Genomic DNA, 23,264 nt, shown 5'->3' on the forward strand with positions numbered 1-23,264 from the left:
TGATGGTCATGACGGATGCTCTCGGCACGGCCGGACTGCAGCGCGGACTGCTGTCCGATCAGATCTACGCGCTCATCAAGGCGATGATCAAGGACTCCACGCTGGCTCCGGGCGAGCAGCTCGTGGAGTCGCAGCTCGCTCGGCAGATGCAGGTGAGCCAGGCGCCCGTGCGCGACGCCCTCAAGCGGCTCGCCCACGAGGGTCTCGTGTCGCACGTGCGGCATCAGGGCAACTTCGTCGCGAGCTACTCCGCGGAGGAGGCGGCGCAGGCCAAGGTCGCCCGCGTCGAGCTGGAGGGGCTGGCGGGACGGCTGGCCTGCGGAGCGCTCGACCCCGCTCGCCGGGCCGAGCTCGTCGGCCTCATCGCGCAGATGCATGAGGCGGCCGAGGCGGAAGACCTCGCCCGGTTCCGCGAGCTCGACTTCACCTTCCACCGTGCGGTGATCGAGGCCAGCGGCAACGTGTACCTCCCGCGCATGTGGGACCTCCTGGAGCCGAGCCTGCGCGTCATGCACGTGCTCGGCGACCCCACCTTCACGGGGGACTGGCACGAGGTCGCGGACTGGCACAAGGGCCTGCTCGACACCCTGGACGCCGGTGACGAAGAGGCTGCGTCCTCCCTGTTCCGCGCCCACGCCGCCGGCACTCTCCTCGACTGACCCCCGCTTCCCGCCGTGCGAGGTCGGAGTTTCGCACCCCCGTCGCACGGGTGGTCGGAGCCCCTGCGACCTCGGTACGAAACTCCGACGGGGCTACGCGGTGAAGGGGGAGAGACGGTCGGCGGTGCCGGACCAGAATGCTCGAGCCTCGGCCGGGGACAGGGGAGGGAGAGCCCGCCGGGTCGCGGCGAGCACCTCCGCGTAGGTCGTGGTCCGCGTGGACATCGGCCAGTCGCTGCCGTACATCAGCCGTTCCGCGCCGAAGAGGGCGAAGGCGGAGCGCAGCAGTTCCCGCGACTCCTCCGCCCCGCGCGCCGTGAGGTCGAGCCCGGAGACCTTCGCCGACACCCCCGGTGCCGACGCGGCTTCGGCGAGCGCGGAGAGCCATGCGGCATCGGCCGTCCGGGCGCCGAGGCCGAGGTGGCAGACGACGATCGCGGTGTCCGGGTGCCGTCGGGAGAGGGCGGCCGCGGCGGGAAGCTGCTCCGGACGGATGAGGAGCTCGAGGGTGCGGGCGGTCGCGCCGAGGTGGTCGGCGAGGGCGTCGAGGCCGTCCACATCGGACAGGTCAGCGGCGTACTGCGGCACCGCGGCGCGCACGCCGACCACGGCGGGGGAGAACGCGACAGCGGTGGCCCCGGCGGCCCGTCCCGGCGCGGGGGTGTACTGCAGCACCACGCGCCGCAGGTACGGGTCCGTGGCGGCCGTCGCGGTCAGCCACTCCGCCTCCGCCACCGAGTCCGCGGCCTGCACGGCGATGGCGGAGGAGACGCCGGCGTCGGTCAGCTCCTGCGCGAGGTGGGCGGCGGCGGCATGCCGCGGGAGCCCGAGATCGTCGCGGAACCAGGGGATCGGCACGGCATCCGCGTCCCAGACGTGCACGTGCGCGTCGACGATGCGCACGTCAGTTCCCGTGCCGCGCGAGCGCGTCGGCCTCCGCATCGAGGGCGTCCCACAGCGCGGCGGGCAGCACGGCGTCGAGGCCGTCCGCGAACGCGTCCACCTCGGCGGGGGTCCGCGCCCCGACGACCACGGCGTCCGCGCCCTGCCGCAGCGGGTACTGCACCGCGGCATCCGCGAGGCGCACGCCGTACGTGGCGCACAGGGCCTGCAGGCGCTGCGCCCGCTCCCGGAGCTCCGGGGGTGCGGGCTTGTACTCGAAGAACGGGGAGCCGACCGGGTCGACGAGGATGCCGGAGTTGAACACCGCGGCCGCGAGCACCCCGATGCCGCGGGCCGCCGCGGTCGGCAGCAGCCGGTCCAGGGCGGTGCGGTCGAGCAGCGTGAGCCGGCCGGCCTCCATCACCACGTCGAGCGGCGCCTCGGCGACGTAGCGCTCCAGAGGATCGAGCCTGCCGAGGCCCACGCTGATCGCGCGTACCACCCCTTCGTCGCGCAGCTCGACGAGGGCCGGAAGTGCCGTCGCGAACGCCGTCTCCACGTCCAGGGGGTCGTGCAGGTGCAGCACGTCCACGCGGTCGACGCCCAGCCGGGCCAGGCTGCCGTCGAGGCTCCTCCGCACGCCGTCCCTGCTGAGATCGACGACGGAGTCGTGCCCGCTGGCGGCACCCGCGACGGGGCGGCCGTCCACATCGACGAGCACCCGGCCGACCTTCGTCGCGATCACGTAGTCGTCGCGCGGCACGCCGCGGAGGGCGAGGCCGAGCTTCCGCTCGCTCTCGCCCGAGCCGTACAGCGGTGCGGTGTCGAAGAACCGCACGGCGCGGGCGAGCGCAGCCTGCACGGTCGCCACCGCGTCGCCGTCGGGCACCGGGGCGAAGAGGTTGCCGATCGGCGCGCAGCCGAGTCCGACGTCGTCGCGCGCGGCGACGGCAGGGTTCAGCGGACGGAGCTCTGGACGGAACGCCATGCCTCGTACTCCTCGCGGCTGTCGGGGGTCAACGGGTAGTAGTCGCTCAGGCGCGCGCCCTCGTCGAGGCGGCGGCGGCTGAACACCTCCCACTCCTCATGATCGCGCGCGTCGTCCACGACCTGCGGGGCCAGGGCCTGCGGCACCACGACGGGGCCGTCGTCGTCGGCGACCACGAGGTCGCCCGGCATGCACAGCGCACCGCCCACCGCGACCGGCACGTCGTAGGCCCACGGCACGAGCTCCGACTGCGAGGCGTAGTGCGGGGTCGTGCCCGTCGACCACACCGGGATCCCGAGCTCGCGGATGCGGCCGGCGTCGCGGATGCGGCCGTCCACGACGATCCCCGCGCCCCCCTTGCGTGCGAAGTAGCGCGCCAGGATGTCGCCGATGCATCCGGAGAACCGGCTGCCGTAGGCCTGGATCACCAGCACGTCGCCCGGCTGCACGGCCTCGAGCACGTGCCACAGGGCGGTGTGCCGCTCGGCGTACTCCTGGCCGTCGCCCGAGGCCATGTCCTCGCGCTGCGGCATGAACTGCAGGGTGAGCGCCGAGCCGACGACGCGCTGGCCGAGGCTCAGCGGCTCCGGCCCGTCGATGTAGCTGCGGCGGATCCCGAGCCCGTGCAGCTTGGCGCACGCGGTGGCGGACGAGATCGCGTCGAAGGAGTCGACCACCTCGCGCGAGGGCCGCTGGTAGGCCCCACCCCGCACGGGCAGGGCGAAGTCGGGTCGGATCAGATCGGCGCTCATGCGTCTCCTTCAGGGAACAGGTGGCGCGGCGAGCCGGTCGCACGCGCGATGGTCAGGTCGAGGTCGGCGGTGTGCGCCGGGGGCAGGGTCACCACGAGGTCGTCGTCCACGTCGAACGTCGTGGTGACGGTCGGGGCGTCCGGGGCCGTGTAGGTGCCCGAGGCGCCGGGCCAGAAGCCGGGCTCCTCGCCGGTCGCCGTGACCCGCACGATCCGGTCGAGGCCGAAGCGCCCCCCGCGCAGGCGCACGGTGCGGGTGTGCACGGCAGAGGTGTTCACGAGCTGCACGCCGATGCCGCTGTCGTCGAGACGGTGCACGAGCGCGGCGACGTCCTCCGGGAGTCCGGGCCGCGCGCGGTCGACGTCCTCGTAGCGGAGGGCCGTGAAACCGAGTCCGCCGTTGTAGAGCACCTGCGGCGCCCCGCCGACGAGCTGGGTCAGCACCTCCGTCACGACGGGGTTCACACGCTGCCAGAAGTGCAGGTGCGCGGCGTCGGGGTCGCGGTCGTCGGCGAGCATCATCGCGGCACGGCGCGCCACCTGGCCGAGCGCCATCTCCAGCGCCCGCACCGGGTACTCCGGGAGGTCGCCGGAGAGATATGCGAACCAGCCGGCCTCGTGACCCGCCTCCTCCTTGTCGCGGAACGGCGCGACGAGGTCGGTGGAGTCGGGGAGGCCGGCGATCGCGGTCTCCAGCCGCTCCCGGTCGGACGCCCGTCGCGACCACCACCACAGCCACAGCGGGAGATCGAGCTGCAGCGGACCGTAGTCGAACCAGCCCTCCGCGCCGTGACGGTAGGGGACGAGCAGTGCGGGCTCGGTGGCGGCGGCGCCGAGCCGGGCTATCCACCCGCCGCGCAGGCTGTAGGTGGACTCCGCGACGCTGCCGCTGCGCGCCTCGGCGAGCACCGTGTCGAGCATCGTGCGCACGAGGTCGAGGGCGGCGTCGTCGCCGGTGACGAGTGCGTGGTTGAGCGCGCCGATCAGGGCGCTCATGCCGACGGAGTGCAGCCCGTGCGGCCAGGCCCAGCCGTAGTGGCCGCCCCACCAGCGGCCGTCGTGGAGAGAGCCGACGGTGCCGTCGGGGCCGACGTTGTCGGGGAGCAGTCCGCCCGCCGCCCGGGCACGCCAGCCGTCGACGTACCGGCGGATCCAGGCGGCCGCCTCCTCGTCGCCGTCGTAGAGCCAGCGGTTCGCGGCGAGGGAGGTCGCGGCGAGGTTCACGGCGATGTCGCCGGCCGCGCGGCGCTGCATCTCCTCCGCCATCCGCTGCGCGTGCGCGGGGTCGGCGAGGTCGTCCCAGGAGGCGATGCCGTCCAGGCCGTGCAGCGGCAGACCGTACGGGCGCATCTCCTCCCGATCCGCCGAGTACGGCACGATCTTCTCGTCCAGCCCCTCGCGGGCGCCGAGGGCTCCGTTGTGCGGTGAGCGGATCATGTTGCGCTCGGCGTCGTAGTTGCCCTTCGCGGGGTCGGTGAAGAGGGCCGCGAACCGGGCGGCGCGCGCGGCGAACGCGATATCGGCCGGGTCGGCGGCGCAGATGCCGGCGAGGAACAGCAGCGACTCGCCCTGATGGAACCAGTCGTAGCCGTTGTCGTACTCCTCGGCGAGCATGCCCGCCTCGGCGAGCTGCACGGTCACGCCCTCCCAGTGCCGCTTGGCGTCGGCGAGGACCTCGTCGGGGCCGCCGAGCAGATAGAACGCCGGCCAGTTGAAGAAGGGCTCGTACAGGTCGTCCACGCCGTCACGGTCGATGAACTCGGCGACGCCGCGGAGGTGGCCGTCCGGCAGCGTGTAACGGTCGCGGAAGAGGCGGCGGGCCTCCTCGACCTCGGCGAAGAGCCGGCGCTGCAGCACGGCCCAGGCCGGGATCGTGCGCAGCGGACGGGTGAGCGGGGTCTCCGGCACGGTCATCCCTTCGTCGCTCCGGCGACCAGGCCGCCGATGATGTGGCGCTGCATCACGATGAAGAACACCATCGCGGGCAGCACGGCCAGCAGGAGGGTCGGGAACACCTGCGTGTAGTCGGTCGAGAACTGTCCGACCGCCGCGTAGACGCCGGTGGTGACCGTGTAGATCCCGGAGCTCGGCCCGAGGATGATCTGCGGACTCACGAAGTCGTTCCACACCCCGATCGAGTTGAGCACCACGACCGTCGCGACCACGGGCTTCATGATCGGGAAGATGCACGCCCAGAACGCGCGGATGGGACCGGCGCCGTCCAGCGACGCCGCCTCGTCGATGTCGCGGGGCACGCTGCGGAGGTAGGCGGTGAACAGGAAGATCGTCACCGGCAGGGTCGCCGCGGTCTCGAAGAGGATGAATCCCGGGATCGTGTTGATGAGCCCGAGCACGCGGAGCACGAAGACCACAGGGATCAGCGTCACCTGGCCCGGGATGAAGAGCCCGGAGACGAAGAGCAGCAGCAGTCCCAGGTGCCACTTCGACCGCCCGCGGGCGATGACGTAGGCGACGGGCGCGGCGAGGGCGATGCAGCACAGGTTCACCAGCACGACGAACAGCAGCGTGATGCCGTACGCGGCGATCACGTTGAACTTGCTGCTCGTGATCGCGGCCCACAGGTAGTCGAACGTGAACATCTGCGGAGTGATCAGCAGGGGGTTCTCGATGATGTCGGCCTGCGGCTTGAAGGCGTTGATCAGCATCGTGTACATCGGGATCAGCATCGTGATCGCGACGACGCCGAGGACGATCCATCGGATCGCGCTGATGGCGAGGGCCGGGCGGTTGCGGGTCTGCTTCATCAGTCGGTCGCCTTCTGCTCGGCGCGGCGTCGCACCAGGGTGACGGCGAGGCCGACGACCGCGGTGACGATGAGGAGGATCATGGACTGCGCGGCGCCGAAGCCGAGGGCCGAGTTCGCGAAGGAGTCCTTGAGGATCTGGTAGACGATCGTCTGCGTCGAGCCGGCAGGTCCTCCGTCGGTGAGCGACAGCACCACGTCGTACGCCTTGAGGAGCCCGACGAGGGTGAGCACGAGGTTCACCGTGAAGACGGGGGCGATGAGCGGCAGCGTGATGGAGCGGAACTGCTGCCACCGCGTGGCGCCGTCCACCGTCGCCGCCTCGTAGTACTCCGCGGGGACCGACTTGATGCCGGCGAGGAACAGGATCATGTTGAAGCCGAAGTGCGACCACACGATCGTGAAGATCACGCTCGCCTTGGCGAAGGTCGGGTCGGTGAGGAACGGCATCGCCGGGAGGCCGAGTGTGCCGAGCAGGCCGTTGACGGCGCCGGTGGGGGAGAGCATCGCCGACCACAGGAAGCCGATGATGAGCGCGCTGATCACGTACGGGTAGAAGAAGATCGTGCGCAGGATCGTGTTCGAGCGGCCGGGGCCGGCGATGAGTGCGGCGATCGCGAGGCCGATGGCGTTGCAGAGGATCGTGCCGACCACCGCGATGACGCCCGTGAAGATCGCGGCCTGTATCGAGCGCGGGCTGCGGAACGCCTTGATGTAGTTGTCCCACCCGACGAAGGTGAAGTTGAGGCTGTAGCCGTTCCAGTCGGTGAAGCTCAGCACCGCAGCCAGGATCATCGGGATGACGAACATCGCCAGGAACACGGCGACGGCCGGACCGCCCATGAGGATCCCGGGGATCCGGTTCCGCCACTGCTGCAGCGCGGTGCGGCGGCGCGGGGCGGGGGTCGAGCTCATCGGTGTCGATGGTCCTGTCGGGGAGGTGGCCGCGGCCGGGGGCGGCGCGGTCGTGGTGGGCGGGGTCATGGCGGCACTCTCGTTCTCGGTGGCGCGTAAGCGGGGAGGGCGCGCGCGGCGCCGGGGAGGAGCCGGGGACGGTGCGTCCCCGGCTCCTCGAGGGTCAGCCGGCGTTGGCGGCGAACCAGTCGTCCATGGCCTGCAGCACCTGGTCGGCGGGCGCGCCGCCGAGGAGGGCCTGGGTCTGGGTGTTGATCTCGCCCGCGTAGCCGTCGGGGAGCGTGCGCTCGCCGTAGCCGCCGCCGGTGGGCGTGTAGGCCTCGGCGGGGGTGTCGGCGACGATCTGCAGCAGCTCCTCGCCGAGCGGCGTCATGTCGTACTCGTAGCCGTCGCGGAAGTTGCCGTCGACCGCGAGCTGGTCGCTCACCGCGGTCTGATCGGTGGTGAGGAACTCGATGAGCTTCGCCGCGGCGTCCTGGTTCTTGCTCGCCTTGAGGATCGAGTACGGGCTGGCGATGTTGGCGCCCATCGCGGGCTGCTCGTCGGCGCTCGTGGCGGGGGCACGGAACACGCCGATGTCGGCCGAGTCGGCGGCCTTCGCCTGCGTGCCGGCGAACCAGCTGCCCATCGAGTACACCGCGGTCTTGCCCGAGAGGAAGGCCTGCTCGGCGTCCGGATACTTGATGCCCAGGGCGTCGCCGGGGATGTACCCCTCGGACACCCAGTCCGCGTAGGTCTCGACCGCGTCGCCGTAGGTCTCGCTGAAGGTGACGTCGCCCGCCGAGATGTCCTGGAACCACTCCGGGTCCTCGGCGATGATGGTCGGCAGTCCGAGCGCCTGCAGCGTGTGGCTGGTCATCCAGTCGCCGCCCGTCTGGACGGGGGTCCAGCCCGCGTCCGCGAGCTTGCCGAGGGCGTCCGTGAGCTCGTCGACGGTCGTCGGCAGCTCCGTGATCCCGGCCTCCTCGAAAGCGGTCTTGTTGTAGAAGAAGAGGCTCTGCAGCTGCACGCCGATGCCGGCCATGTAGTTCTTGCCGTCGATCGAGTACTGGTCGGCGAGCGGACCGGACGAGGCCCATTCGTACTGCGACAGGTCGACGAGCTCGGGCGCGAGCTTCGTGGTGGGGGCGATGGACTGCACGACGTCGGGCGCGTCACCGGCGGCCAGCAGGCGCGGCACGGCGGCCTCGACCCCCTCCGCACCCGGGTTCTGGATGACGACGTCGATGTTCGGGTTGGCGTCCTCGAACGGGGCGACGAGATCGTTCCAGAACTCCTCGGTCAGGTTCGGGGTGACGTTCACGAGCATGCGGACGGTGACGTCGCCGCCGCCGGCGTCGCCGCCGTCGTCACCGGCGGTGGTCGAGCAGCCGGCGATGGCGAGGGCGGATACCGCCGCGATGCCGGCGAGGGGGAGGACTCGGGCCTTGATCATCGTTGATCCTTTCCTGATGCATGAGGGAGGGCCGCTCGCGACATTACACTAATCGATAATCGTTTGTGAAGAGCGGGCAGCATCAGGTCACGCTCGAAGAAGGCGGACCTCGAGCGTGGCGGGCGACGGGCTCAACCGGCGGCGCGACGGGCGCGGTAGGCCGCCACGGCGTTGCGATTGGCGCAGCTCGTGGAGCAGTAGCGCTTGGAGCGGTTGCGGGAGAGGTCGAGAGCGATCGCCTGGCAGGTCGCGTCTTCGCAGACGGTGAGCCGGGAGCCCTCGTCCGTGCGGATGACGTCGATCAGGGCCATCGCCGTCTCCACGAGCACGCGTTCGGCGAGCGGGCGCTCGTCGGCCAGGCCGTGCAGGTGCCAGTCCAGCTCGCCGTGGCGGACGAGGCGAGGGGTCAGGCGCACCTCGGCGAGGGCGGCGTTGACGTGCGCGGCCATCTCGTCGCGCGGGGCCAGCAGCATCGCGCGCAGCCGCGGACGCAGGGCGCGGAGGTCGTCCAGCTCCACCGTGTCCCCGTCCACGCGCCCCGTGTAGGGGAACACCTGCAGGAAGGTCTTCTCGTCCTCGATGTCGACGAGGGTGTCCGGGTCCTCCGCCGAGTTCGCGAGCCAGACCGCCGCGCGCAGCGCATCCTCTGTGTCATCGGTGAAGACCATATTGACAGCTTACTCCGGCCGGCGTAGCGTCACGTCTCATGAGCGCTGTGGCTGATGACATCACCCGGACGCGGACCGGCATGCGCCTGGGCCTCCCGCTCGCCGTCGCGGCCGCCTTCGCGTTCGGCTCCTCCGGGGCCTGGGCGCGCGGGCTCATCGATGCGGGGTGGACGCCGGGTGCCGCCGTCACGGTGCGGGTGTGGGTCGCGGCGGTCGTGCTGCTCGTCCCCACGCTCCTCGCGCTGCGGGGGCGGTGGCGTGCGCTGCGCCGGAACGCGGGGATGGTCTGCGCGTACGGCCTCCTCGCCGTCGCGGCCACCCAGCTCTGCTACTTCCAGGCCGTCGCGGTGATGGACGTCGGGATCGCGCTGCTCATCGAGTACACCGCCCCGGTCGCGGTGCTCCTCTGGCTCTGGCTGCGCCGGGGCGAGCGTCCCACGCGCCGCAGCATCCTCGGTGCGGGCATCGCCTTCGTCGGACTCGTCCTCATGCTCGACATCGTCACCGGGGCGCAGGTGAACGTGGTCGGTGTCCTCTGGGCGCTCGGGGCGATGGTGGGTGCCGCGAGCTACTTCGTGCTGTCCGCCCGAGCCGACACCGGGATCCCGCCGATCGCCCTCGCGGGCAGCGGCCTGCTGCTCGGCGCCGTGGGTCTGAGTCTCGCCGGGCTCGTCGGCGTGCTGCCGTTCGCATGGACGACGGCCGACGTGGACTACCGGTTCGGCGCGGTGCCGTGGTTCGTGCCGGTCCTCGCGATCGGCGTGATCGCCACGGCCCTCGCGTACGTGCTCGGCATCGTCTCGACGCGCATGCTCGGCTCCCGGCTGGCCTCGTTCGTCGCGCTCGCCGAGGTCGTGGCGGCCCTGCTCTTCGGCTGGCTCCTGCTCGGACAGCTCCCCGGCCCGCTGCAGGCCCTCGGGGGTGTGCTCGTGCTCGCCGGCGTGGTCGTGGTCAAGCTCGGCGAGCCCCGCCCCGCCGCCTGAGCCCGCTCCCGCGCGCACAACTTCGGAGACTATGTATACGAATGGACCGCCCTCGCCCGAGAAGTCGACCGAGTGGGGCCGTTTATGTATACACTGACGGAATGGTTCTTCCTGTCGAGCGCACGTCCATGGGTGATCGCGCCTATGCGGCGCTCCTCGACGGCATCCAGTCCGGGGAGCTGCCGGCCGGGTACGTGCTCGGCGAGGTGGAGCAGGCCGAGCGCCTGGGTGTGAGCCGGACGCCGCTGCGGGAAGCTCTGCGCCGCCTGGCCGCCGACGGTCTGGTCGTGCAGCAGTCGCCTCGCGTCACCGTGGTCGCCGACCTCGACGCCGACGACATCCGGTCCCTGTTCGAGATCCGTCGCGCGCTGGAGGAGACCTCCGCCCGACTGGCGGCCGTCCGGGGCGACGCCGACCGGTTCGCCGCACTCGCCGCGGAGTTCGCGCACGTGGACCTCACCAGGGCGGAGGGTCGCGATGCCTACTACGCCCTGATCGCGCGATTCGATGCGGCCCTCGACGACGCCGTCGCCAACGACTACATCGCTGCGGCGCTGCGCACGGTCCGCACCCACCTCGTCCGCGTGCGGCGCATGGCGCGGGACAAGCCCGCCCGCCTCGCCGCCTCCGCGGCCGAGCACCGCACCATCGCCGAGGCTCTCGCCGCCCGCGACGGCGACCTCGCCGCCCATGCCACGCACGTGCACCTGCACAACGCGCTCACCGGCATCCTCGACTCCCTCCCCGACAGCGAAGGACACTCATGACCGTCACCCACCACGTCCGCGTGCACGCCAGCTCCGAGAACCTCGTCCGCGAGGATCAGCTCGCCTGGAAGATCGCCGAGGTCGCGGTCGACCAGGTCGAGGTCGAGCAGCCCGTCGTCGACATGATCATCAACCGCATCATCGACAACGCGGCCGTGGCCGCGGCCTCGCTCACCCGCGCGCCGATCGTCGCCGCCCGCGCGCAGGCGTTCAGCCACCCCGTCTCGACGGGCGGGGCCGGCGCCAACCTGTTCGGGACACCCCTCGACCGCCGCACCAGCCCGGAGTGGGCGGCCTGGGCGAACGGCGTGGCCGTGCGCGAGCTCGACTACCACGACACGTTCCTCGCCGCCGAGTACTCGCACCCGGGCGACAACATCCCGCCGATCCTCGCGGTCGCGCAGCACACCGGCAAGGACGGCCGCGCGCTCGTGCGCGGCATCGCCACCGGCTACGAGATCCAGATGGACCTCGTGCGCGCGATCTGCCTGCACAAGCACAAGATCGACCACGTCGCCCACCTCGGCCCGTCCGCCGCCGCCGGCATCGGCACCCTCCTCGGCCTCGACGTCGAGACGATCTACCAGGCGGTCGGACAGGCGCTGCACACCACGACCGCCACGCGCCAGAGCCGCAAGGGCGAGATCTCCACCTGGAAGGCGCACGCCCCGGCCTTCGCCGGGAAGATGGCCGTCGAGGCGGTCGACCGGGCGATGCGCGGACAGACGAGCCCCGCGCCGATCTACGAAGGCGAGGACGGCGTGATCGCCTGGATGCTCGACGGCAAGGACGCGGCCTACGAAGTGCCGCTGCCCGCCGCCGGCGAGGCCAAGCGCGCGATCCTCGACTCGTACACGAAGGAGCACTCCGCGGAGTACCAGGCGCAGGCGTGGATCGACCTCGCCCGCAAGCTCGGCACCGCGAACCCGGCCCTCCGCGACCCCGCGAACATCGCCTCGATCGTGCTGCACACCAGCCACCACACGCACTATGTGATCGGCTCGGGCGCGAACGACCCGCAGAAGTACGACCCGACGGCCTCCCGCGAGACGCTCGACCACTCCATCCCGTACATCTTCGCGGTGGCGCTGCAGGACGGCGGCTGGCACCACGTCGACTCCTACACGCCGGAGCGCGCAGGCCGCCCCGACACCGTCGCGCTGTGGCACAAGATCACCACGGCCGAGGACGCGGAATGGACGCGCCGCTATCACTCGGAGGATCCGGACGAGAAGGCCTTCGGCGGCCGCGTCGAGATCCGCCTCACCGACGGCTCGACCGTGGTGGACGAGATCGCCGTCGCCGACGCCCACCCGCTCGGCGCCCGTCCGTTCGCGCGGGAGAACTACGTCGCCAAGTTCCGTCTGCTCGCGGAGCCCGTGCTCGAGGCTGCCGAGATCGAGCGGTTCCTCGACCTGGTGCAGCGCCTTCCCGAGCTCACGGCCGCCGAGGTCGCCGAGCTCTCGATCGTCGCGAAGCCGGGTCTGCTCGACGACGCCGACGCCCCGGCGGGTCTGTTCTGATGCCCTTCGAGAGGCTCAGCAACCCAGTCAGCTGGGTTGCTGAGCTTGTCGAAGCACGATCACGAAGGAGCAACTGATGCTGTACTCCACCGTCACGCCTGCCGAGAAGCGGCGCCTGTTCCGGGAACGCCTGGCCTCCGGCGAGCTGCTCCGCTTCCCCGGCGCGTTCAACCCGCTGAGCGCCCGACTGATCGAGCAGAAGGGGTTCGAGGGTGTCTACATCTCGGGCGCCGTGCTCTCCGCCGACCTCGGCCTGCCCGACATCGGCCTCACCACGCTCACCGAGGTCGCCGGGCGGGCGAAGCAGATCGCCCGCATGACCGACCTCCCCGCGATCGTCGACGCCGACACCGGCTTCGGTGAGCCGATGAACGTCGCCCGCACGATCCAGGAGCTCGAGGACGCCGGCCTCGCGGGAACGCACATCGAGGACCAGGTCAACCCCAAGCGCTGCGGCCACCTCGACGGCAAGGCCGTGGTCGACGAGGACACCGCGATCAAGCGCATCCGCGCCGCCGCCGACGCCCGCCGCGACGAGAACTTCCTGATCATGGCGCGCACCGACATCCGGGCGATCGAGGGGCTGGACGCCGCGATCGACCGCGCCAAGGCGCTCGTCGACGCGGGAGCCGATGCGATCTTCCCCGAGGCGATGCGCACGATCGGCGAGTTCGAGGCCATGGCCGCGGCGCTGGACGTGCCGATCCTGGCGAACATGACCGAGTTCGGCAAGAGCGAGCTGTTCTCCGTCGATGCTCTCCGCGATGCCGGGGTGCGCATGGTCATCTGGCCCGTGTCGCTGCTCCGGATCGCGATGGGGGCGGCGGGCCGTGCGCTCGATACGCTGAACGACGAGGGGCACCTGACCTCGAAGCTCGGCGAGATGCAGCACCGCGCCGACCTCTACGAGCTGATCGACTACGAGTCGTACAACCACTTCGACTCGGGCGTCTTCAACTTCACACTCGACAACACCGGTCGCTGAGCGCAGCGAAGCGGACACACGACGCGGTTGCTGAGCGAGGAGCGCAGCGACGAGTCGAAGTACACGAAGGAGTGACCATGACCGAGCCGGACATCAAGAAGGGCCTCGCGGGGGTCGTCGTCGACACGACGGCGATCTCGAAGGTCAACCCCGAGACGAACAGCCTGCTCTACCGCGGCTATCCCGTGCAGGAGCTCGCCGACACGCAGTCCTTCGAGGCCGTGGCGTACCTGCTGTGGAACGGCGAGCTGCCGACGGGCGACGAGCTGGCCGCGTTCCGGCTGGAGGAGCGCAAGCACCGCGCCCTGGCCGACAACGTGAAGGCCGCGATCGATCTCGTCCCGCTCGAGGCGCATCCGATGGACGAGGTGCGCACCGCGGTCAGCCTGATCGGCGCATCGGACCCCGAGGCCGGCGGCTCGGTGCTCGACGCCGGTGGCAGCCCGGAGCAGAACCTGGCGCGCAGCATCCGCCTGTTCGCGGCGCTGCCGGCCATCGTCGCCTACGGTCAGCGTCGCCGTCGCGGCCAGGAGCTTATCGCTCCGCGCGACGACCTCGACTATTCGGCGAACTTCCTCTGGATGACGTTCGGGGAAGAGGCCGACGACGTCGTGGTCGACGCGTTCAACCGGTCGATGATCCTGTACGCCGAGCACTCCTTCAACGCCTCGACCTTCACCGCCCGGGTCATCACCTCGACCCTCAGCGACATCTACTCGGCGGTCGTCGGAGCCATCGGTGCGCTCAAGGGCCCGCTGCACGGCGGGGCGAACGAGGCCGTGCTGCACATCTTCGACGAGATCGGGTCGGCGGACGCCGTCGAGGCCTGGCTCGACAAGGCCCTCGCCGAGAAGCGCAAGATCATGGGCTTCGGGCACCGCGTCTACAAGAACGGCGACTCCCGGGTGCCGACCATGAAGGCCGCGCTCGACACCCTCGTCGCGCACTACGGCCGGGAGGACGTCGCGGAGCTGTACGACGCGCTGGAGTCGCAGTTCGTCGAGCGCAAGGGCATCCACCCGAACCTCGACTACCCGTCCGGTCCCGCGTACAGCCTCATCGGCTTCGACACCCTCACCTTCACGCCGCTGTTCGTCGCGGCGCGGGTGACGGGGTGGACGGCCCACGTCATCGAGCAGGCCGGCGCGAACGCCCTGATCCGCCCGCTGTCGCACTACGACGGCCCCGACGAGCGGCACGTGGCCGGCTGACCCCCTCCGTTCGAATCGCCTGAATGGCTCCATCTCACCCCGGGATGGAGCCATTCGCGCGATTCGGAGCGGTGCGAGCGAGGAGCGGGCGCGGCCAGGCGCCGAGCATGAGGACGGCGCACACCGTCTGGACCAGCCCGGTCGCGAAGAAGATGCCGTGCAGCGGCGACCACACCAGCATCAGCGCGATCTCGACGAAGATCCAGATCATCAGCGTGAGGCCGGCGGCCGCGTGCAGCCCCCATGCGACCTGGAAGCGGCCGACCTGGGCGATCAGTGCCAGCGACTGAGTCCCTCCCACGACCACGCCGAGGATCACGCCCGGCCAGAAGTAGGACGCAAAGATCGTCCCGGTGATCCACTCCGCGGGCAGGCCCATGCCGCCGCCGATCGTCAGCCCGATCATGCCGATCAGGGCGGACACGACGGAGAAGCCGGCGAGGGTGAAGAGCAGGATGCGGAGCGTCGGTCGCATGGGCTCACCGTAGCGTCCTCCCCGTTCGAGTCGCGCGAATCGCTCCACCTCCACCCGGAATGGAGCCATTCGCGCGATTCGGAGCCGTAGCGTGCCGGCGGCCCCGGGTCAAGCGGATGCGGCGGATTTCGGGGAGGAGTAAACCGGATCCGGGACGACAGCCCGTCCCGCGAGAAGGAGGCCCCCATGTCCGCGTCCGACGTCACCGTCAAGGAGGTCCGGTCGCTCGTCCCCGCGCGCATGGACCGGCTCCCCTGGTCGCGATTCCACTGGATGATCGTCGTCGGACTCGGGTTCTCCTGGATCCTGGACGGCCTCGAGGTGCAGATCGTCGCGGCGAACGGCTACGCCCAGACACTGGGGATGGGGCCGGCCGAGGTCGGTCTCGCCGGCACCTGCTACCTGCTCGGACAGGTTTTCGGCGCCCTCGTGTTCGGCCGTCTCGCCGACCGCCTCGGCCGCAAGAACCTCTTCCTGCTCTCCCTCGGGGTGTACCTCGTCGGGTCGGCCGTCGCCGGACTCGCGTTCGCCCCCTGGTTCTTCTACATCTGGCGCTTCGTCGCCGGGGCGGGCATCGGCGGCGAGTACGCGGCCATCAACTCGGCCATCGACGAGATCATCCCCGCCAGGTACCGCGGCCGCGTCGACATCGCCATCAACGGCACCTACTGGGGTGGTGCGGCCCTCGGCGCCGTGGCCAACATGTTCTTCCTCAACACCGACATCCTGCCCGCCGACATCGGCTGGCGGCTGAGCTTCTTCGTCGGCCCGATCCTCGGCCTCCTCATCATCTGGCTGCGGCGGCACATCCCGGAAAGCCCGCGCTGGCAGATGACGCACGGCCGCGAGGAGGAGGCGGAACGCAACGTCGACGAGATCGAGGAGCGCATCCGCAAGGAGGGCAAGACGATCGAGCCCGTCGACGAGAGCAAGGCCATCACGGTCAAGGAGTACGGCAGCGTCCCGTTCCTCGTGATCGCGAAGGTGCTGTTCAAGAAGTACCCGCGGCGCACGCTCGTCGGCATCACCATGATGGTGACGCAGTCCTTCCTCTACAACGCGATCTTCTTCACGTACGCGCTCGTGCTGGAGAACTTCTACGACACCCCGCCCGCGTCGGCGTCGCAGTACTTCATCGTCTTCGCCGTGGGCAACCTCGCCGGCGCCCTCATCCTCGGCCACTTCTTCGACACGTGGGGTCGTCGGCGGATGCTGTTCGGCACCTACGTGCTCGCGGGACTGATCCTGCTCGTCAGCGCCTTCCTCTTCAACGCGGGGGTGCTGAACGCGGGCACGCACACGGCGTTCTGGTGTGCGTCGTTCTTCTTCGCCTCAGCCGGGGCTTCCGCCGCGTATCTGACGGTGAGCGAGATCTTCCCGCTCGAGCTGCGCAGCCAGGTGATCTCGTACGTCTTCTCGATCGGGCAGCTCGTCGGCGCCGTCGCCCCGGTGCTCTACGGCGCACTGATCGGTGCGAGCGCCGAGTCCGGCGACCGCGGTCCGCTGTTCTGGGGCTACGTGCTCGGCGCGGCGATCATGATGTTCGGCGGTGTCGTGTGCGGTGTCTTCGGCGTCAGCGCCGCCGGGAAGTCGCTGGAGGACATCGCTGATCCGCTCTCGCTCGTGGAACCGGCGAAGAAGGGTGTCACCCCGGGATCGGAGTCGGGGTCCTGACGGGGCGCTTCCGCTAGCGGGCGAGCCAGTTCCGCAGGGAGCGCGTGACGAACGGCAGCACCCAATACGTCATGATCGGCGTGAGCACGAGGGTGGTGATGAGCACGCGGAGCCACAGCGGCACGGCGTCCCATCCCGGCACCGGGCTCATGGCGTAGGTGAACGCGAGGTTCACGGGGAAGAAGCCGAGCCAGATCGAGACGGCCTGCTTCCACCGCGGCGGCGCGGGGGCGACGGTCACGGTGCTGGTCGTGCCGTCCGGGTCGACGACGGGGATGGAGCCCGTGGACGGCTCGTCGAACCAGCCCTCGATGCCGGAGCGGCGCTTGGACCGCTCGCTGCGGACGAAGCCCTGGCCCATCGACAGCCACCACGCGCGCTCTCCGGACTGCTCCCACGCGGTGAGCGCGTCCTCGCTCGCGAAGCGGTAGAGCATGTGCCAGACCTGGGAGTCCTCGCCGGCACGGACCCAGCCGGAGCCGAGGAACCCCGGGTACTTCGTCGCGAGGTTCACCCCGGTCTGCACCCACGCGGTGGCCTCGGCGATGCGCTCCGGGTCGACCTCGCGGCGGATGGAGACGGTGACGGGTTCGGAGACGGGCGCGGATGCGGACATGGTGCGGTCCTCGGGGTGAGCGGCGTCGGGGTGCGGACGCGGGGTGGCGGCGCCAGGGTCGCGGCGCCTGGTCGATTCTAGTTCCCGTTCGAGTCGCGCGAATGGCTGTGAATCCGGGCCGGATGCCGCCATTCGCGCGATTCGAACGCCGGGTCACCGCCCCAGCGCCAAGGCCACACGGCGGATCAGCTCCTCTGGCTTGTGGAGGAGAGGTGCGGTGACCTCGATCACCGTCCACCCGGCAGCCCGCAGCGTCGCGACCCGCTCGACATCGCGTGCCCACTGTGCGCCGTGCACCATGCCGTGATACTCCACTGCGACGCGTTCGGCCTCCCAGACCATGTCGACGCAGGCGAGGAAGCGGCCCCGGTCGTCGAACACGTCCACGTTGAGCTGCGGTTCCGGGATTCCGGCCGCGACCAGGAGGCACCGCAGCCTGCTCTCCCGCGGCGACCACGAGTCCTCCCGCACGAGCTCGACCGCCTCCCGCAACCGTGCCGCCCCGCGCCTCCGCCCGGCCGCCAGCATCTCCCGCAGCTCGTCGACCGTCGCCCACGGCTGCCGCCCGACACCCGGCCGCCCGACGCCCGGTCTCCAGTGCCGGCAGAAGTAGTCGCCGAGCGCCACGAGGTCCGTGAGCGGCAGCGTGCCCAGGGAGACCCAGGTCGCGGCGGGGGAGGTCACGCGGAGTCCGTCCCGATAGCGGATCGAGGTGAGGCTGGACAGCGTGCGGTGTCCGGTCACGCCGCGGGCGCGGGGGAACGGGATCCCGCCGGACGCACTGACGTGGAGGGCGAGGTCGTCCGCCGTCGCGATACCCCCGTGGTCGTCGAAGGCGAGCGGCAACGGGCCTCCCCAGATCGACACGGCAGTCTCGTGACTGAAGAAGTGCCCGGTATGCAGGATCGGGGCATAGGACTGCGCTCGTGCCACCCGCGCTCGCCGCTGCCGCTCGTACGGGTCAGCGATATCGGGCCCGAGAGCCGGGCGGGGGTGCACGCGGACCCCGTGGAACGGTGCCTCGAGGTCGGATCCGCGCAGCCGTCCGCGGCTGACTCCGTGCAGTCGCGCCGTTCGCACCGCGAAGTCCCCCTCGAAGCGGGCCGGAAGCTGCTGTCGTCGTCCCATGCCCCCACGTTCGCACCCCTGCGGTCGCGCCGGGGTCGGCTGTCCACAACCCCCGTTCGAATCGCGCACTGTGCTCCATTCCCGGCCGAAATGGAGCAAAGCAAGCGATTCGAAGGAAGAGAAGACCCCCGCCGACCCGATTCGGCGGGGGTCTCGGGAGCGAGAGTGCTCACCGTGTGCACGGGAGACGCGACTACCCGATCCGGTCTGAGTCTGTGCCGTGCATCTGCAGTTGTAATCGGCCCGGATGTCCGGCGGGTGAACGGCTGGAGAACGGGTGACGGCGGCATCCGAACGCGGGGTGACGCAGGATACAAGGACGTCCTCGTATTTTCACGGTCGTCGGAGTAAACTCGCCGATGTGCCAAAGAGGGCACGGAGGGATGTCGCACAATGACCCGTACTATCCCGCACTTCGTGGGCGGAACGCATGTCACCCCGGAAGACGGCCGCTTCGCCGACGTCTTCGACCCGAGCACCGGAGCCGTGCAGGCCCGGGTGCCGCTCGCGTCCGCGGAGGAGGTGCGCCGCGTGATCGCGAACGCCGAAGAGGCGCAGGTCGCGTGGGCGGCGACCAACCCGCAGAAGCGCGCCCGCGTCCTCCTTCGGTTCCTCGACCTCGTGCAGCAGGAGATGACCTCGCTCGCCGAGCTCCTCGCGAGCGAGCACGGCAAGACCGTCGACGACGCCAAGGGCGACATCCAGCGCGGGCTCGAGGTGATCGAGTTCTCCGCCGGAGCCCCGCACCTGCTCAAGGGCGAGTACTCCACCGGTGCCGGGGCCGGCATCGACGTGTACTCGATGCGGCAGCCGCTCGGGGTCGTCGCCGCGATCACGCCCTTCAACTTCCCCGCCATGATCCCGCTGTGGAAGGCCGGTCCCGCGCTCGCCGCCGGCAACGCCGTGGTGCTCAAGCCCAGCGAGCGCGACCCTTCGGTGCCGGTGCGCATCGCCGAGCTGTTCCTCGAAGCGGGGCTGCCGGCCGGCGTCCTCAACGTGGTGCACGGCGACAAGGAGGCGGTCGACACGCTGCTCACCGACGACCGGATCCGCGCGGTCGGCTTCGTCGGCTCCACACCCATCGCCGAGTACATCTACGCCACCGCGGCCGCCCACGGCAAGCGGGCGCAGTGCTTCGGCGGCGCGAAGAACCACATGATCGTGATGCCCGACGCCGACCTCGACCAGGCCGTGGACGCCCTCATCGGCGCCGGTTACGGCTCCGCGGGGGAGCGGTGCATGGCCATCTCGGTCGCCGTGCCGGTCGGCGAGGAGACCGCGGACGCCCTTGCCGCCAAGCTCACCGAACGCGTCGCTCAGCTGCGGGTCGGGCCGTCCCTCGCCGCGGACGTCGACTACGGCCCCCTGGTCACGCGGGCAGCCGTCGAGCGGGTCGAGGGCTACATCCAGCAGGGGATCGACGAAGGGGCGACGCTGCTCGCCGACGGCCGCGGCTTCACCGTCGACGGGCACGAGGAGGGCTTCTACCTCGGACCGACGCTCTTCGACCACGTGACCACCGACATGGCGATCTACCGCGAGGAGATCTTCGGCCCCGTGCTCGTGATCGCCCGTGCCGCCGACTACGAGGAGGCGCTGCGCATGGCCTCCGAGCACGAGTACGGCAACGGGGTCGCCATCTTCACGCGCGACGGCGACGCGGCTCGCGACTTCGCCGCTCGCGTGGAGGTCGGGATGGTGGGCGTGAACGTGCCGATCCCGGTGCCGATCGCCTACTACACGTTCGGCGGCTGGAAGCGCAGCGGTTTCGGCGACCTCAACCAGCACGGCGCCGACGCCTTCCGCTTCTACACGAAGACCAAGACCGTGACGAGCCGCTGGCCGTCGGGGATCCGCGAGGGCGCCAGCTTCGTCATCCCCACGATGCACTAGGACACGCGATGACCATGACCACCGTCACCACCACCGACGAGGAGCGCGAGGCGATCCTCGATGCCGTGCGGGAGTTCGCCGACGCGGAGCTCGCCCCGTTCGCCGCGGAACGCGACGAGAAGCACCTGTTCCCGCGGGAGTCGCTGCAGCGCGGCGGCGAGCTCGGCCTCGGCGGGATCTATGTGAGCGAGGAGTTCGGCGGCACGGGCCTCACCCGCGTCGACACCGTCGCGATCTTCGAGGAGCTCGCCAAGGCCGACCCCGCCGTGGCCGCCTACATCTCCATCCACAACATGGTGGTGTGGATGATCGACACCTACGGCGACGACGAGCAGCGGTCGCGCTGGCTGCCGTCGCTGACCGCCATGCAGGAGTTCGGCGGCTACTGCCTCACCGAGCCGGGAGCCGGATCCGACGCGGCGAACATCGCGACCAGCGCCGTCCGCGAGGGCGACGAGTACGTGCTGACCGGGGTGAAGCAGTTCATCTCCGGAGCCGGTGAGGCCGCGGTGTACGTCGTCATGGCGCGGACCGGCGAGCCGGGAGCCCGGGGCATCAGCGCCTTCCTCGTCCCCGGTGACGCGGAGAACCTGAGCTTCGGTGCTCCGGAGAAGAAGATGGGATGGCACGCGCAGCCGACCCGGCCCGTGATCATGGACGGCGTGCGGGTGCCGGCGTCCGCGATGCTCGGCGACGAGGGGCGCGGTTTCGCGATCGCGATGTCGGCGCTCAACGGCGGCCGCCTCAACATCGCGGCGTGCTCTCTCGGGGGAGCGCAGGCCGCGCTCGACAAGGCCGTGCAGTACGTGCACGAGCGCGTCGCGTTCGGGGAGCCGCTGGCGGAGAAGCAGTCGATCCTCTTCGCGATCGCCGACATGCGCACCGACCTGCAGGCCGCGCGACTGATGATGCGCGACGGCGCGCAGGCGGTGGATGAGAAGGCGCCGGACGCGACGATGCGCTGCGCGATGGCCAAGCGCTTCGCGACCGACGCGGGCTTCGAGGTCGCCAACCGCGCCCTCCAGCTGCACGGCGGTTACGGCTACCTGCAGGACTACGGCATCGAGAAGATCGTCCGCGACCTCCGCGTGCACCAGATCCTCGAGGGGACGAACGAGATCATGCGCCTGATCGTCGGCCGGGAGATGCTGCGACCCGCGGGGTCGACGTCGATGCGGAGCGCGTCATGACCCGCGTGGCGTTCCTCGGACTCGGGCACATGGGGCTGCCGATGGCGAAGAACCTCGTCGCCGCCGGACACGAGGTGCACGGCTTCGACCTCGTGCCCGCGGCGATCGAGGCGGCCGGGGCGGCCGGGATCCCCGTGGCGGCGAGCGGCGCGGAGGCGGTGGCGGACGCGGAGGTCGTGGTGACGATGTTCCCGGCGGGGAAGCACGTCATCGAGGCCTACCGCACGGAGCTGCTGGCGGCCGCGCGCCCCGGGACGCTGTTCATCGAGTCGTCGACCATCGCCGTGGACGAGGCGCGGGCCGCGCATGCGCTCGCGCTCGCCGCGGGCCACCGGCACATCGACGCTCCGGTCTCCGGCGGCGTGGTCGGGGCGGAGGCCGGGACCCTGGCGTTCATGGTCGGGGGCTCCGACGACGACTTCGCGGCGGCTCTTCCGCTGCTGGAGATCATGGGGAAGCGCATCGTGCACTGCGGCGGACCCGGGCTCGGTCAAGCGGCGAAGGTCTGCAACAACATGGTGCTCGCGGTGTCGCAGATCGCCGTCGCCGAGGCCTTCGTGCTGGGGGAGCGGCTCGGGCTCGAGCATCAGGCCCTCTTCGACGTGGTGTCCCAGGCGTCCGGGCAGTGCTGGGCGCTCACCACGAACTGTCCCGTCCCCGGACCGGTGCCCACGAGCCCCGCGAACCGGGACTACCAGCCGGGGTTCGCGGGTGCCCTCATGGCGAAGGACCTCGGTCTCGCGCTGCAGGCCATCGAGCAGACCTCGACGGACGCCCGGATGGGCCGTCTGGCGCAGGAGCTGTACGCCGCGTACGCCGCCGGCGAGGGCGGGACCCGCGACTTCTCCGGCATCATCACGGACATCCGTGGCTGACCTCCGGCTTTCGAATCGCCTGAATGGTCGCGAATCCGGCCGAAATGCAGCAATTCGGGCGATTCGAAGGGGAGGGTGGATAACGACAGGAAGGCGGGAGCGATGACCGAGTACGAGACGATCCTGGTGGAGCAGCGCGGACGCGTGGGCTGGATCACCCTCCACCGTCCCGAGGCGCTCAACGCGCTGAACAGCCGGCTCGCCGAGGAGGTCACCGCGGCCGCGCAGGCCTTCGATGCGGATGACGGCGTCGGGGCCATCGTCGTTACCGGCTCCGAGAAGGCCTTCGCGGCCGGCGCCGACATCAAGGAGATGGAGGGGATGTCCGCGACGGAGATGCTCGAGACCGACCACTTCGGCGTCTGGCACGACTTCGCGGCCGTGCGCACGCCGGTCATCGCCGCGGTCTCCGGATTCGCGCTCGGCGGCGGCTGCGAGCTGGCGATGATGTGCGACATCATCCTCGCCGCGGACACCGCGAAGTTCGGTCAGCCGGAGATCAACCTCGGGGTGATGCCCGGTATGGGCGGCACGCAGCGGCTCATCCGTGCGGTCGGGTACTACAAGGCCGCGGAACTCGTGCTGTCCGGTCGCTTCCTGGGCGCTGACGAGGCGGAACGCTCCGGACTCGTGTCCCGGGTCGTCCCCGCGGCGGAGCTGCTCGCCGAGGCGGCCACGCTGGCCGAGACGATCGCGTCGAAGTCGCTGCCCTCGGTCTACGCCGCCAAGGCCGCGCTCGATGCGGCGATGGAGACGACGCTCTCCGCAGGCCTCGCCCACGAGAAGCAGGCGTTCGCGGCACTGTTCGACACGCACGATCAGAAAGAGGGGATGGCGGCCTTCCGCGAGAAGCGCACGCCGGACTTCCAGAACCGCTGACCG

22 protein-coding genes are annotated in these 23,264 nt (G+C 70.7%); 11 read left to right on the forward strand and 11 right to left on the reverse strand.

What is annotated here, in order from left to right:
• Positions 1-8: 8 nt before the first annotated feature.
• Positions 9-659 carry a GntR family transcriptional regulator gene (locus ACIQID_RS12525; protein WP_136051814.1) on the forward strand — a complete coding sequence of 217 codons (651 nt, stop codon included), beginning with the start codon at positions 9-11 and terminating at the stop codon, positions 657-659.
• A gap of 93 nt (positions 660-752) precedes the next feature.
• On the opposite strand, the gene ACIQID_RS12530 is transcribed toward ACIQID_RS12525, so the two are convergent.
• The 8 genes from ACIQID_RS12530 to ACIQID_RS12565 all read right to left on the reverse strand — a co-directional run bounded on the left by ACIQID_RS12530 (position 753) and on the right by ACIQID_RS12565 (position 9,062).
• Positions 753-1,562, reverse strand: a complete 810-nt coding sequence (locus ACIQID_RS12530) for an amidohydrolase family protein (RefSeq protein ID WP_400285372.1) — start codon at positions 1,560-1,562, stop codon at positions 753-755.
• A gap of 1 nt (position 1,563) precedes the next feature.
• Positions 1,564-2,529 carry an aldo/keto reductase gene (locus ACIQID_RS12535; protein WP_400285375.1) on the reverse strand — a complete coding sequence of 322 codons (966 nt, stop codon included), beginning with the start codon at positions 2,527-2,529 and terminating at the stop codon, positions 1,564-1,566.
• A complete protein-coding gene (locus ACIQID_RS12540; protein ID WP_136051811.1) occupies positions 2,499-3,281 on the reverse strand; it encodes a ribonuclease activity regulator RraA in 783 nt (260 codons plus the stop codon). Before ACIQID_RS12540 ends, ACIQID_RS12535 begins: the two co-directional genes overlap by 31 nt.
• On the reverse strand, positions 3,278-5,194 hold the full coding sequence (locus ACIQID_RS12545) for a hypothetical protein (RefSeq protein ID WP_400285378.1): 1,917 nt from the start codon (positions 5,192-5,194) through the stop codon (positions 3,278-3,280). The genes ACIQID_RS12540 and ACIQID_RS12545 overlap by 4 nt, the downstream gene beginning before the upstream one ends.
• Complete coding sequence (locus ACIQID_RS12550) at positions 5,191-6,045, reverse strand: carbohydrate ABC transporter permease (RefSeq protein WP_312674887.1); 855 nt, start codon at positions 6,043-6,045, stop codon at positions 5,191-5,193. Before ACIQID_RS12550 ends, ACIQID_RS12545 begins: the two co-directional genes overlap by 4 nt.
• Positions 6,045-7,028 carry a carbohydrate ABC transporter permease gene (locus ACIQID_RS12555; protein WP_400285383.1) on the reverse strand — a complete coding sequence of 328 codons (984 nt, stop codon included), beginning with the start codon at positions 7,026-7,028 and terminating at the stop codon, positions 6,045-6,047. The genes ACIQID_RS12550 and ACIQID_RS12555 overlap by 1 nt, the downstream gene beginning before the upstream one ends.
• A 94-nt stretch (positions 7,029-7,122) precedes the next feature.
• Positions 7,123-8,394, reverse strand: coding sequence for an ABC transporter substrate-binding protein (locus tag ACIQID_RS12560; protein ID WP_400285386.1), 1,272 nt, complete (start codon positions 8,392-8,394; stop codon positions 7,123-7,125).
• Positions 8,395-8,525: 131 nt separating this feature from the next.
• Positions 8,526-9,062, reverse strand: a complete 537-nt coding sequence (locus ACIQID_RS12565) for a CGNR zinc finger domain-containing protein (RefSeq protein ID WP_136051808.1) — start codon at positions 9,060-9,062, stop codon at positions 8,526-8,528.
• 38 nt (positions 9,063-9,100) lie between these two features.
• Between ACIQID_RS12565 and ACIQID_RS12570 the strand changes: the two genes are divergently transcribed.
• The 5 genes from ACIQID_RS12570 (at position 9,101) to ACIQID_RS12590 (ending at position 14,531) form a co-directional block, all read left to right on the forward strand.
• The gene (locus ACIQID_RS12570; protein WP_400285390.1) at positions 9,101-10,045 is read left to right on the forward strand and encodes an EamA family transporter; all 945 of its coding nucleotides are present in this window, start codon (positions 9,101-9,103) and stop codon (positions 10,043-10,045) included.
• Positions 10,046-10,146: 101 nt separating this feature from the next.
• Positions 10,147-10,812 (forward strand): GntR family transcriptional regulator, encoded by a 666-nt coding sequence (locus ACIQID_RS12575; protein WP_025105405.1) that lies wholly within the window; start codon positions 10,147-10,149, stop codon positions 10,810-10,812.
• Complete coding sequence (locus tag ACIQID_RS12580) at positions 10,809-12,335, forward strand: MmgE/PrpD family protein (protein WP_400285394.1); 1,527 nt, start codon at positions 10,809-10,811, stop codon at positions 12,333-12,335. Before ACIQID_RS12575 ends, ACIQID_RS12580 begins: the two co-directional genes overlap by 4 nt.
• Positions 12,336-12,411: 76 nt before the next feature.
• Positions 12,412-13,320: a methylisocitrate lyase gene (gene prpB / locus ACIQID_RS12585; protein ID WP_331201291.1), complete on the forward strand. Its 909-nt coding sequence runs from the start codon at positions 12,412-12,414 to the stop codon at positions 13,318-13,320.
• 77 nt (positions 13,321-13,397) lie between these two features.
• Positions 13,398-14,531, forward strand: coding sequence for a bifunctional 2-methylcitrate synthase/citrate synthase (locus ACIQID_RS12590; RefSeq protein WP_331201290.1), 1,134 nt, complete (start codon positions 13,398-13,400; stop codon positions 14,529-14,531).
• Between the two features lie 34 nt (positions 14,532-14,565).
• Here the strand turns inward: ACIQID_RS12590 and ACIQID_RS12595 are convergent, their stop codons facing one another.
• Positions 14,566-15,006, reverse strand: coding sequence for a hypothetical protein (locus ACIQID_RS12595; RefSeq protein WP_400285398.1), 441 nt, complete (start codon positions 15,004-15,006; stop codon positions 14,566-14,568).
• Between the two features lie 186 nt (positions 15,007-15,192).
• Between ACIQID_RS12595 and ACIQID_RS12600 the strand changes: the two genes are divergently transcribed.
• The gene (locus ACIQID_RS12600) at positions 15,193-16,680 is read left to right on the forward strand and encodes an MFS transporter (RefSeq protein WP_400285401.1); all 1,488 of its coding nucleotides are present in this window, start codon (positions 15,193-15,195) and stop codon (positions 16,678-16,680) included.
• A 13-nt stretch (positions 16,681-16,693) separates the two neighbouring features.
• Here the strand turns inward: ACIQID_RS12600 and ACIQID_RS12605 are convergent, their stop codons facing one another.
• Entirely contained in the window at positions 16,694-17,296 is a 603-nt protein-coding gene (locus ACIQID_RS12605) for an antibiotic biosynthesis monooxygenase (protein ID WP_062765537.1), read from the reverse strand.
• Between the two features lie 153 nt (positions 17,297-17,449).
• Positions 17,450-18,424, reverse strand: a complete 975-nt coding sequence (locus tag ACIQID_RS12610; protein WP_400285406.1) for a DUF559 domain-containing protein — start codon at positions 18,422-18,424, stop codon at positions 17,450-17,452.
• Positions 18,425-18,817: 393 nt separating this feature from the next.
• Here ACIQID_RS12610 and ACIQID_RS12615 point away from each other — a divergent pair, with 393 nt between their 5' ends.
• From ACIQID_RS12615 to ACIQID_RS12630, 4 genes are all read left to right on the forward strand, one after another.
• Positions 18,818-20,317, forward strand: a complete 1,500-nt coding sequence (locus ACIQID_RS12615) for a CoA-acylating methylmalonate-semialdehyde dehydrogenase (RefSeq protein ID WP_400285409.1) — start codon at positions 18,818-18,820, stop codon at positions 20,315-20,317.
• Between the two features lie 8 nt (positions 20,318-20,325).
• The gene (locus ACIQID_RS12620; protein WP_280565950.1) at positions 20,326-21,507 is read left to right on the forward strand and encodes an acyl-CoA dehydrogenase family protein; all 1,182 of its coding nucleotides are present in this window, start codon (positions 20,326-20,328) and stop codon (positions 21,505-21,507) included.
• Complete coding sequence (gene mmsB / locus ACIQID_RS12625) at positions 21,504-22,382, forward strand: 3-hydroxyisobutyrate dehydrogenase (protein WP_400285413.1); 879 nt, start codon at positions 21,504-21,506, stop codon at positions 22,380-22,382. The genes ACIQID_RS12620 and mmsB overlap by 4 nt, the downstream gene beginning before the upstream one ends.
• A gap of 102 nt (positions 22,383-22,484) precedes the next feature.
• Positions 22,485-23,261 carry an enoyl-CoA hydratase-related protein gene (locus ACIQID_RS12630; RefSeq protein ID WP_400285416.1) on the forward strand — a complete coding sequence of 259 codons (777 nt, stop codon included), beginning with the start codon at positions 22,485-22,487 and terminating at the stop codon, positions 23,259-23,261.
• Positions 23,262-23,264: the final 3 nt, after the last annotated feature.

The organism is Microbacterium sp. NPDC091676 (assembly GCF_044756645.1).
Taxonomy (GTDB): Bacteria; Actinomycetota; Actinomycetes; order Actinomycetales; family Microbacteriaceae; genus Microbacterium; species Microbacterium paraoxydans_D.

Bases quoted from the DNA above. Each gene is read 5' to 3' on its own strand.
- ACIQID_RS12605 (WP_062765537.1), bottom strand. From the start codon at position 17,296: ATGTCCGCATCCGCGCCCGTCTCCGAACCCGTCACCGTCTCCATCCGC.
- ACIQID_RS12540 (WP_136051811.1), bottom strand. From the start codon at position 3,281: ATGAGCGCCGATCTGATCCGACCCGACTTCGCCCTGCCCGTGCGGGGT.
- ACIQID_RS12575 (WP_025105405.1), top strand. From the start codon at position 10,147: ATGGTTCTTCCTGTCGAGCGCACGTCCATGGGTGATCGCGCCTATGCG.
- ACIQID_RS12610 (WP_400285406.1), bottom strand. From the start codon at position 18,424: ATGGGACGACGACAGCAGCTTCCGGCCCGCTTCGAGGGGGACTTCGCG.
- ACIQID_RS12615 (WP_400285409.1), top strand. From the start codon at position 18,818: ATGACCCGTACTATCCCGCACTTCGTGGGCGGAACGCATGTCACCCCG.
- ACIQID_RS12600 (WP_400285401.1), top strand. From the start codon at position 15,193: ATGTCCGCGTCCGACGTCACCGTCAAGGAGGTCCGGTCGCTCGTCCCC.
- prpB (WP_331201291.1), top strand. From the start codon at position 12,412: ATGCTGTACTCCACCGTCACGCCTGCCGAGAAGCGGCGCCTGTTCCGG.
- ACIQID_RS12570 (WP_400285390.1), top strand. From the start codon at position 9,101: ATGAGCGCTGTGGCTGATGACATCACCCGGACGCGGACCGGCATGCGC.
- ACIQID_RS12545 (WP_400285378.1), bottom strand. From the start codon at position 5,194: ATGACCGTGCCGGAGACCCCGCTCACCCGTCCGCTGCGCACGATCCCG.
- ACIQID_RS12620 (WP_280565950.1), top strand. From the start codon at position 20,326: ATGACCATGACCACCGTCACCACCACCGACGAGGAGCGCGAGGCGATC.
- ACIQID_RS12525 (WP_136051814.1), top strand. From the start codon at position 9: ATGACGGATGCTCTCGGCACGGCCGGACTGCAGCGCGGACTGCTGTCC.
- ACIQID_RS12580 (WP_400285394.1), top strand. From the start codon at position 10,809: ATGACCGTCACCCACCACGTCCGCGTGCACGCCAGCTCCGAGAACCTC.
- ACIQID_RS12555 (WP_400285383.1), bottom strand. From the start codon at position 7,028: ATGACCCCGCCCACCACGACCGCGCCGCCCCCGGCCGCGGCCACCTCC.
- ACIQID_RS12565 (WP_136051808.1), bottom strand. From the start codon at position 9,062: ATGGTCTTCACCGATGACACAGAGGATGCGCTGCGCGCGGCGGTCTGG.
- ACIQID_RS12535 (WP_400285375.1), bottom strand. From the start codon at position 2,529: ATGGCGTTCCGTCCAGAGCTCCGTCCGCTGAACCCTGCCGTCGCCGCG.
- ACIQID_RS12630 (WP_400285416.1), top strand. From the start codon at position 22,485: ATGACCGAGTACGAGACGATCCTGGTGGAGCAGCGCGGACGCGTGGGC.
- ACIQID_RS12560 (WP_400285386.1), bottom strand. From the start codon at position 8,394: ATGATCAAGGCCCGAGTCCTCCCCCTCGCCGGCATCGCGGCGGTATCC.
- mmsB (WP_400285413.1), top strand. From the start codon at position 21,504: ATGACCCGCGTGGCGTTCCTCGGACTCGGGCACATGGGGCTGCCGATG.
- ACIQID_RS12595 (WP_400285398.1), bottom strand. From the start codon at position 15,006: ATGCGACCGACGCTCCGCATCCTGCTCTTCACCCTCGCCGGCTTCTCC.
- ACIQID_RS12550 (WP_312674887.1), bottom strand. From the start codon at position 6,045: ATGAAGCAGACCCGCAACCGCCCGGCCCTCGCCATCAGCGCGATCCGA.
- ACIQID_RS12590 (WP_331201290.1), top strand. From the start codon at position 13,398: ATGACCGAGCCGGACATCAAGAAGGGCCTCGCGGGGGTCGTCGTCGAC.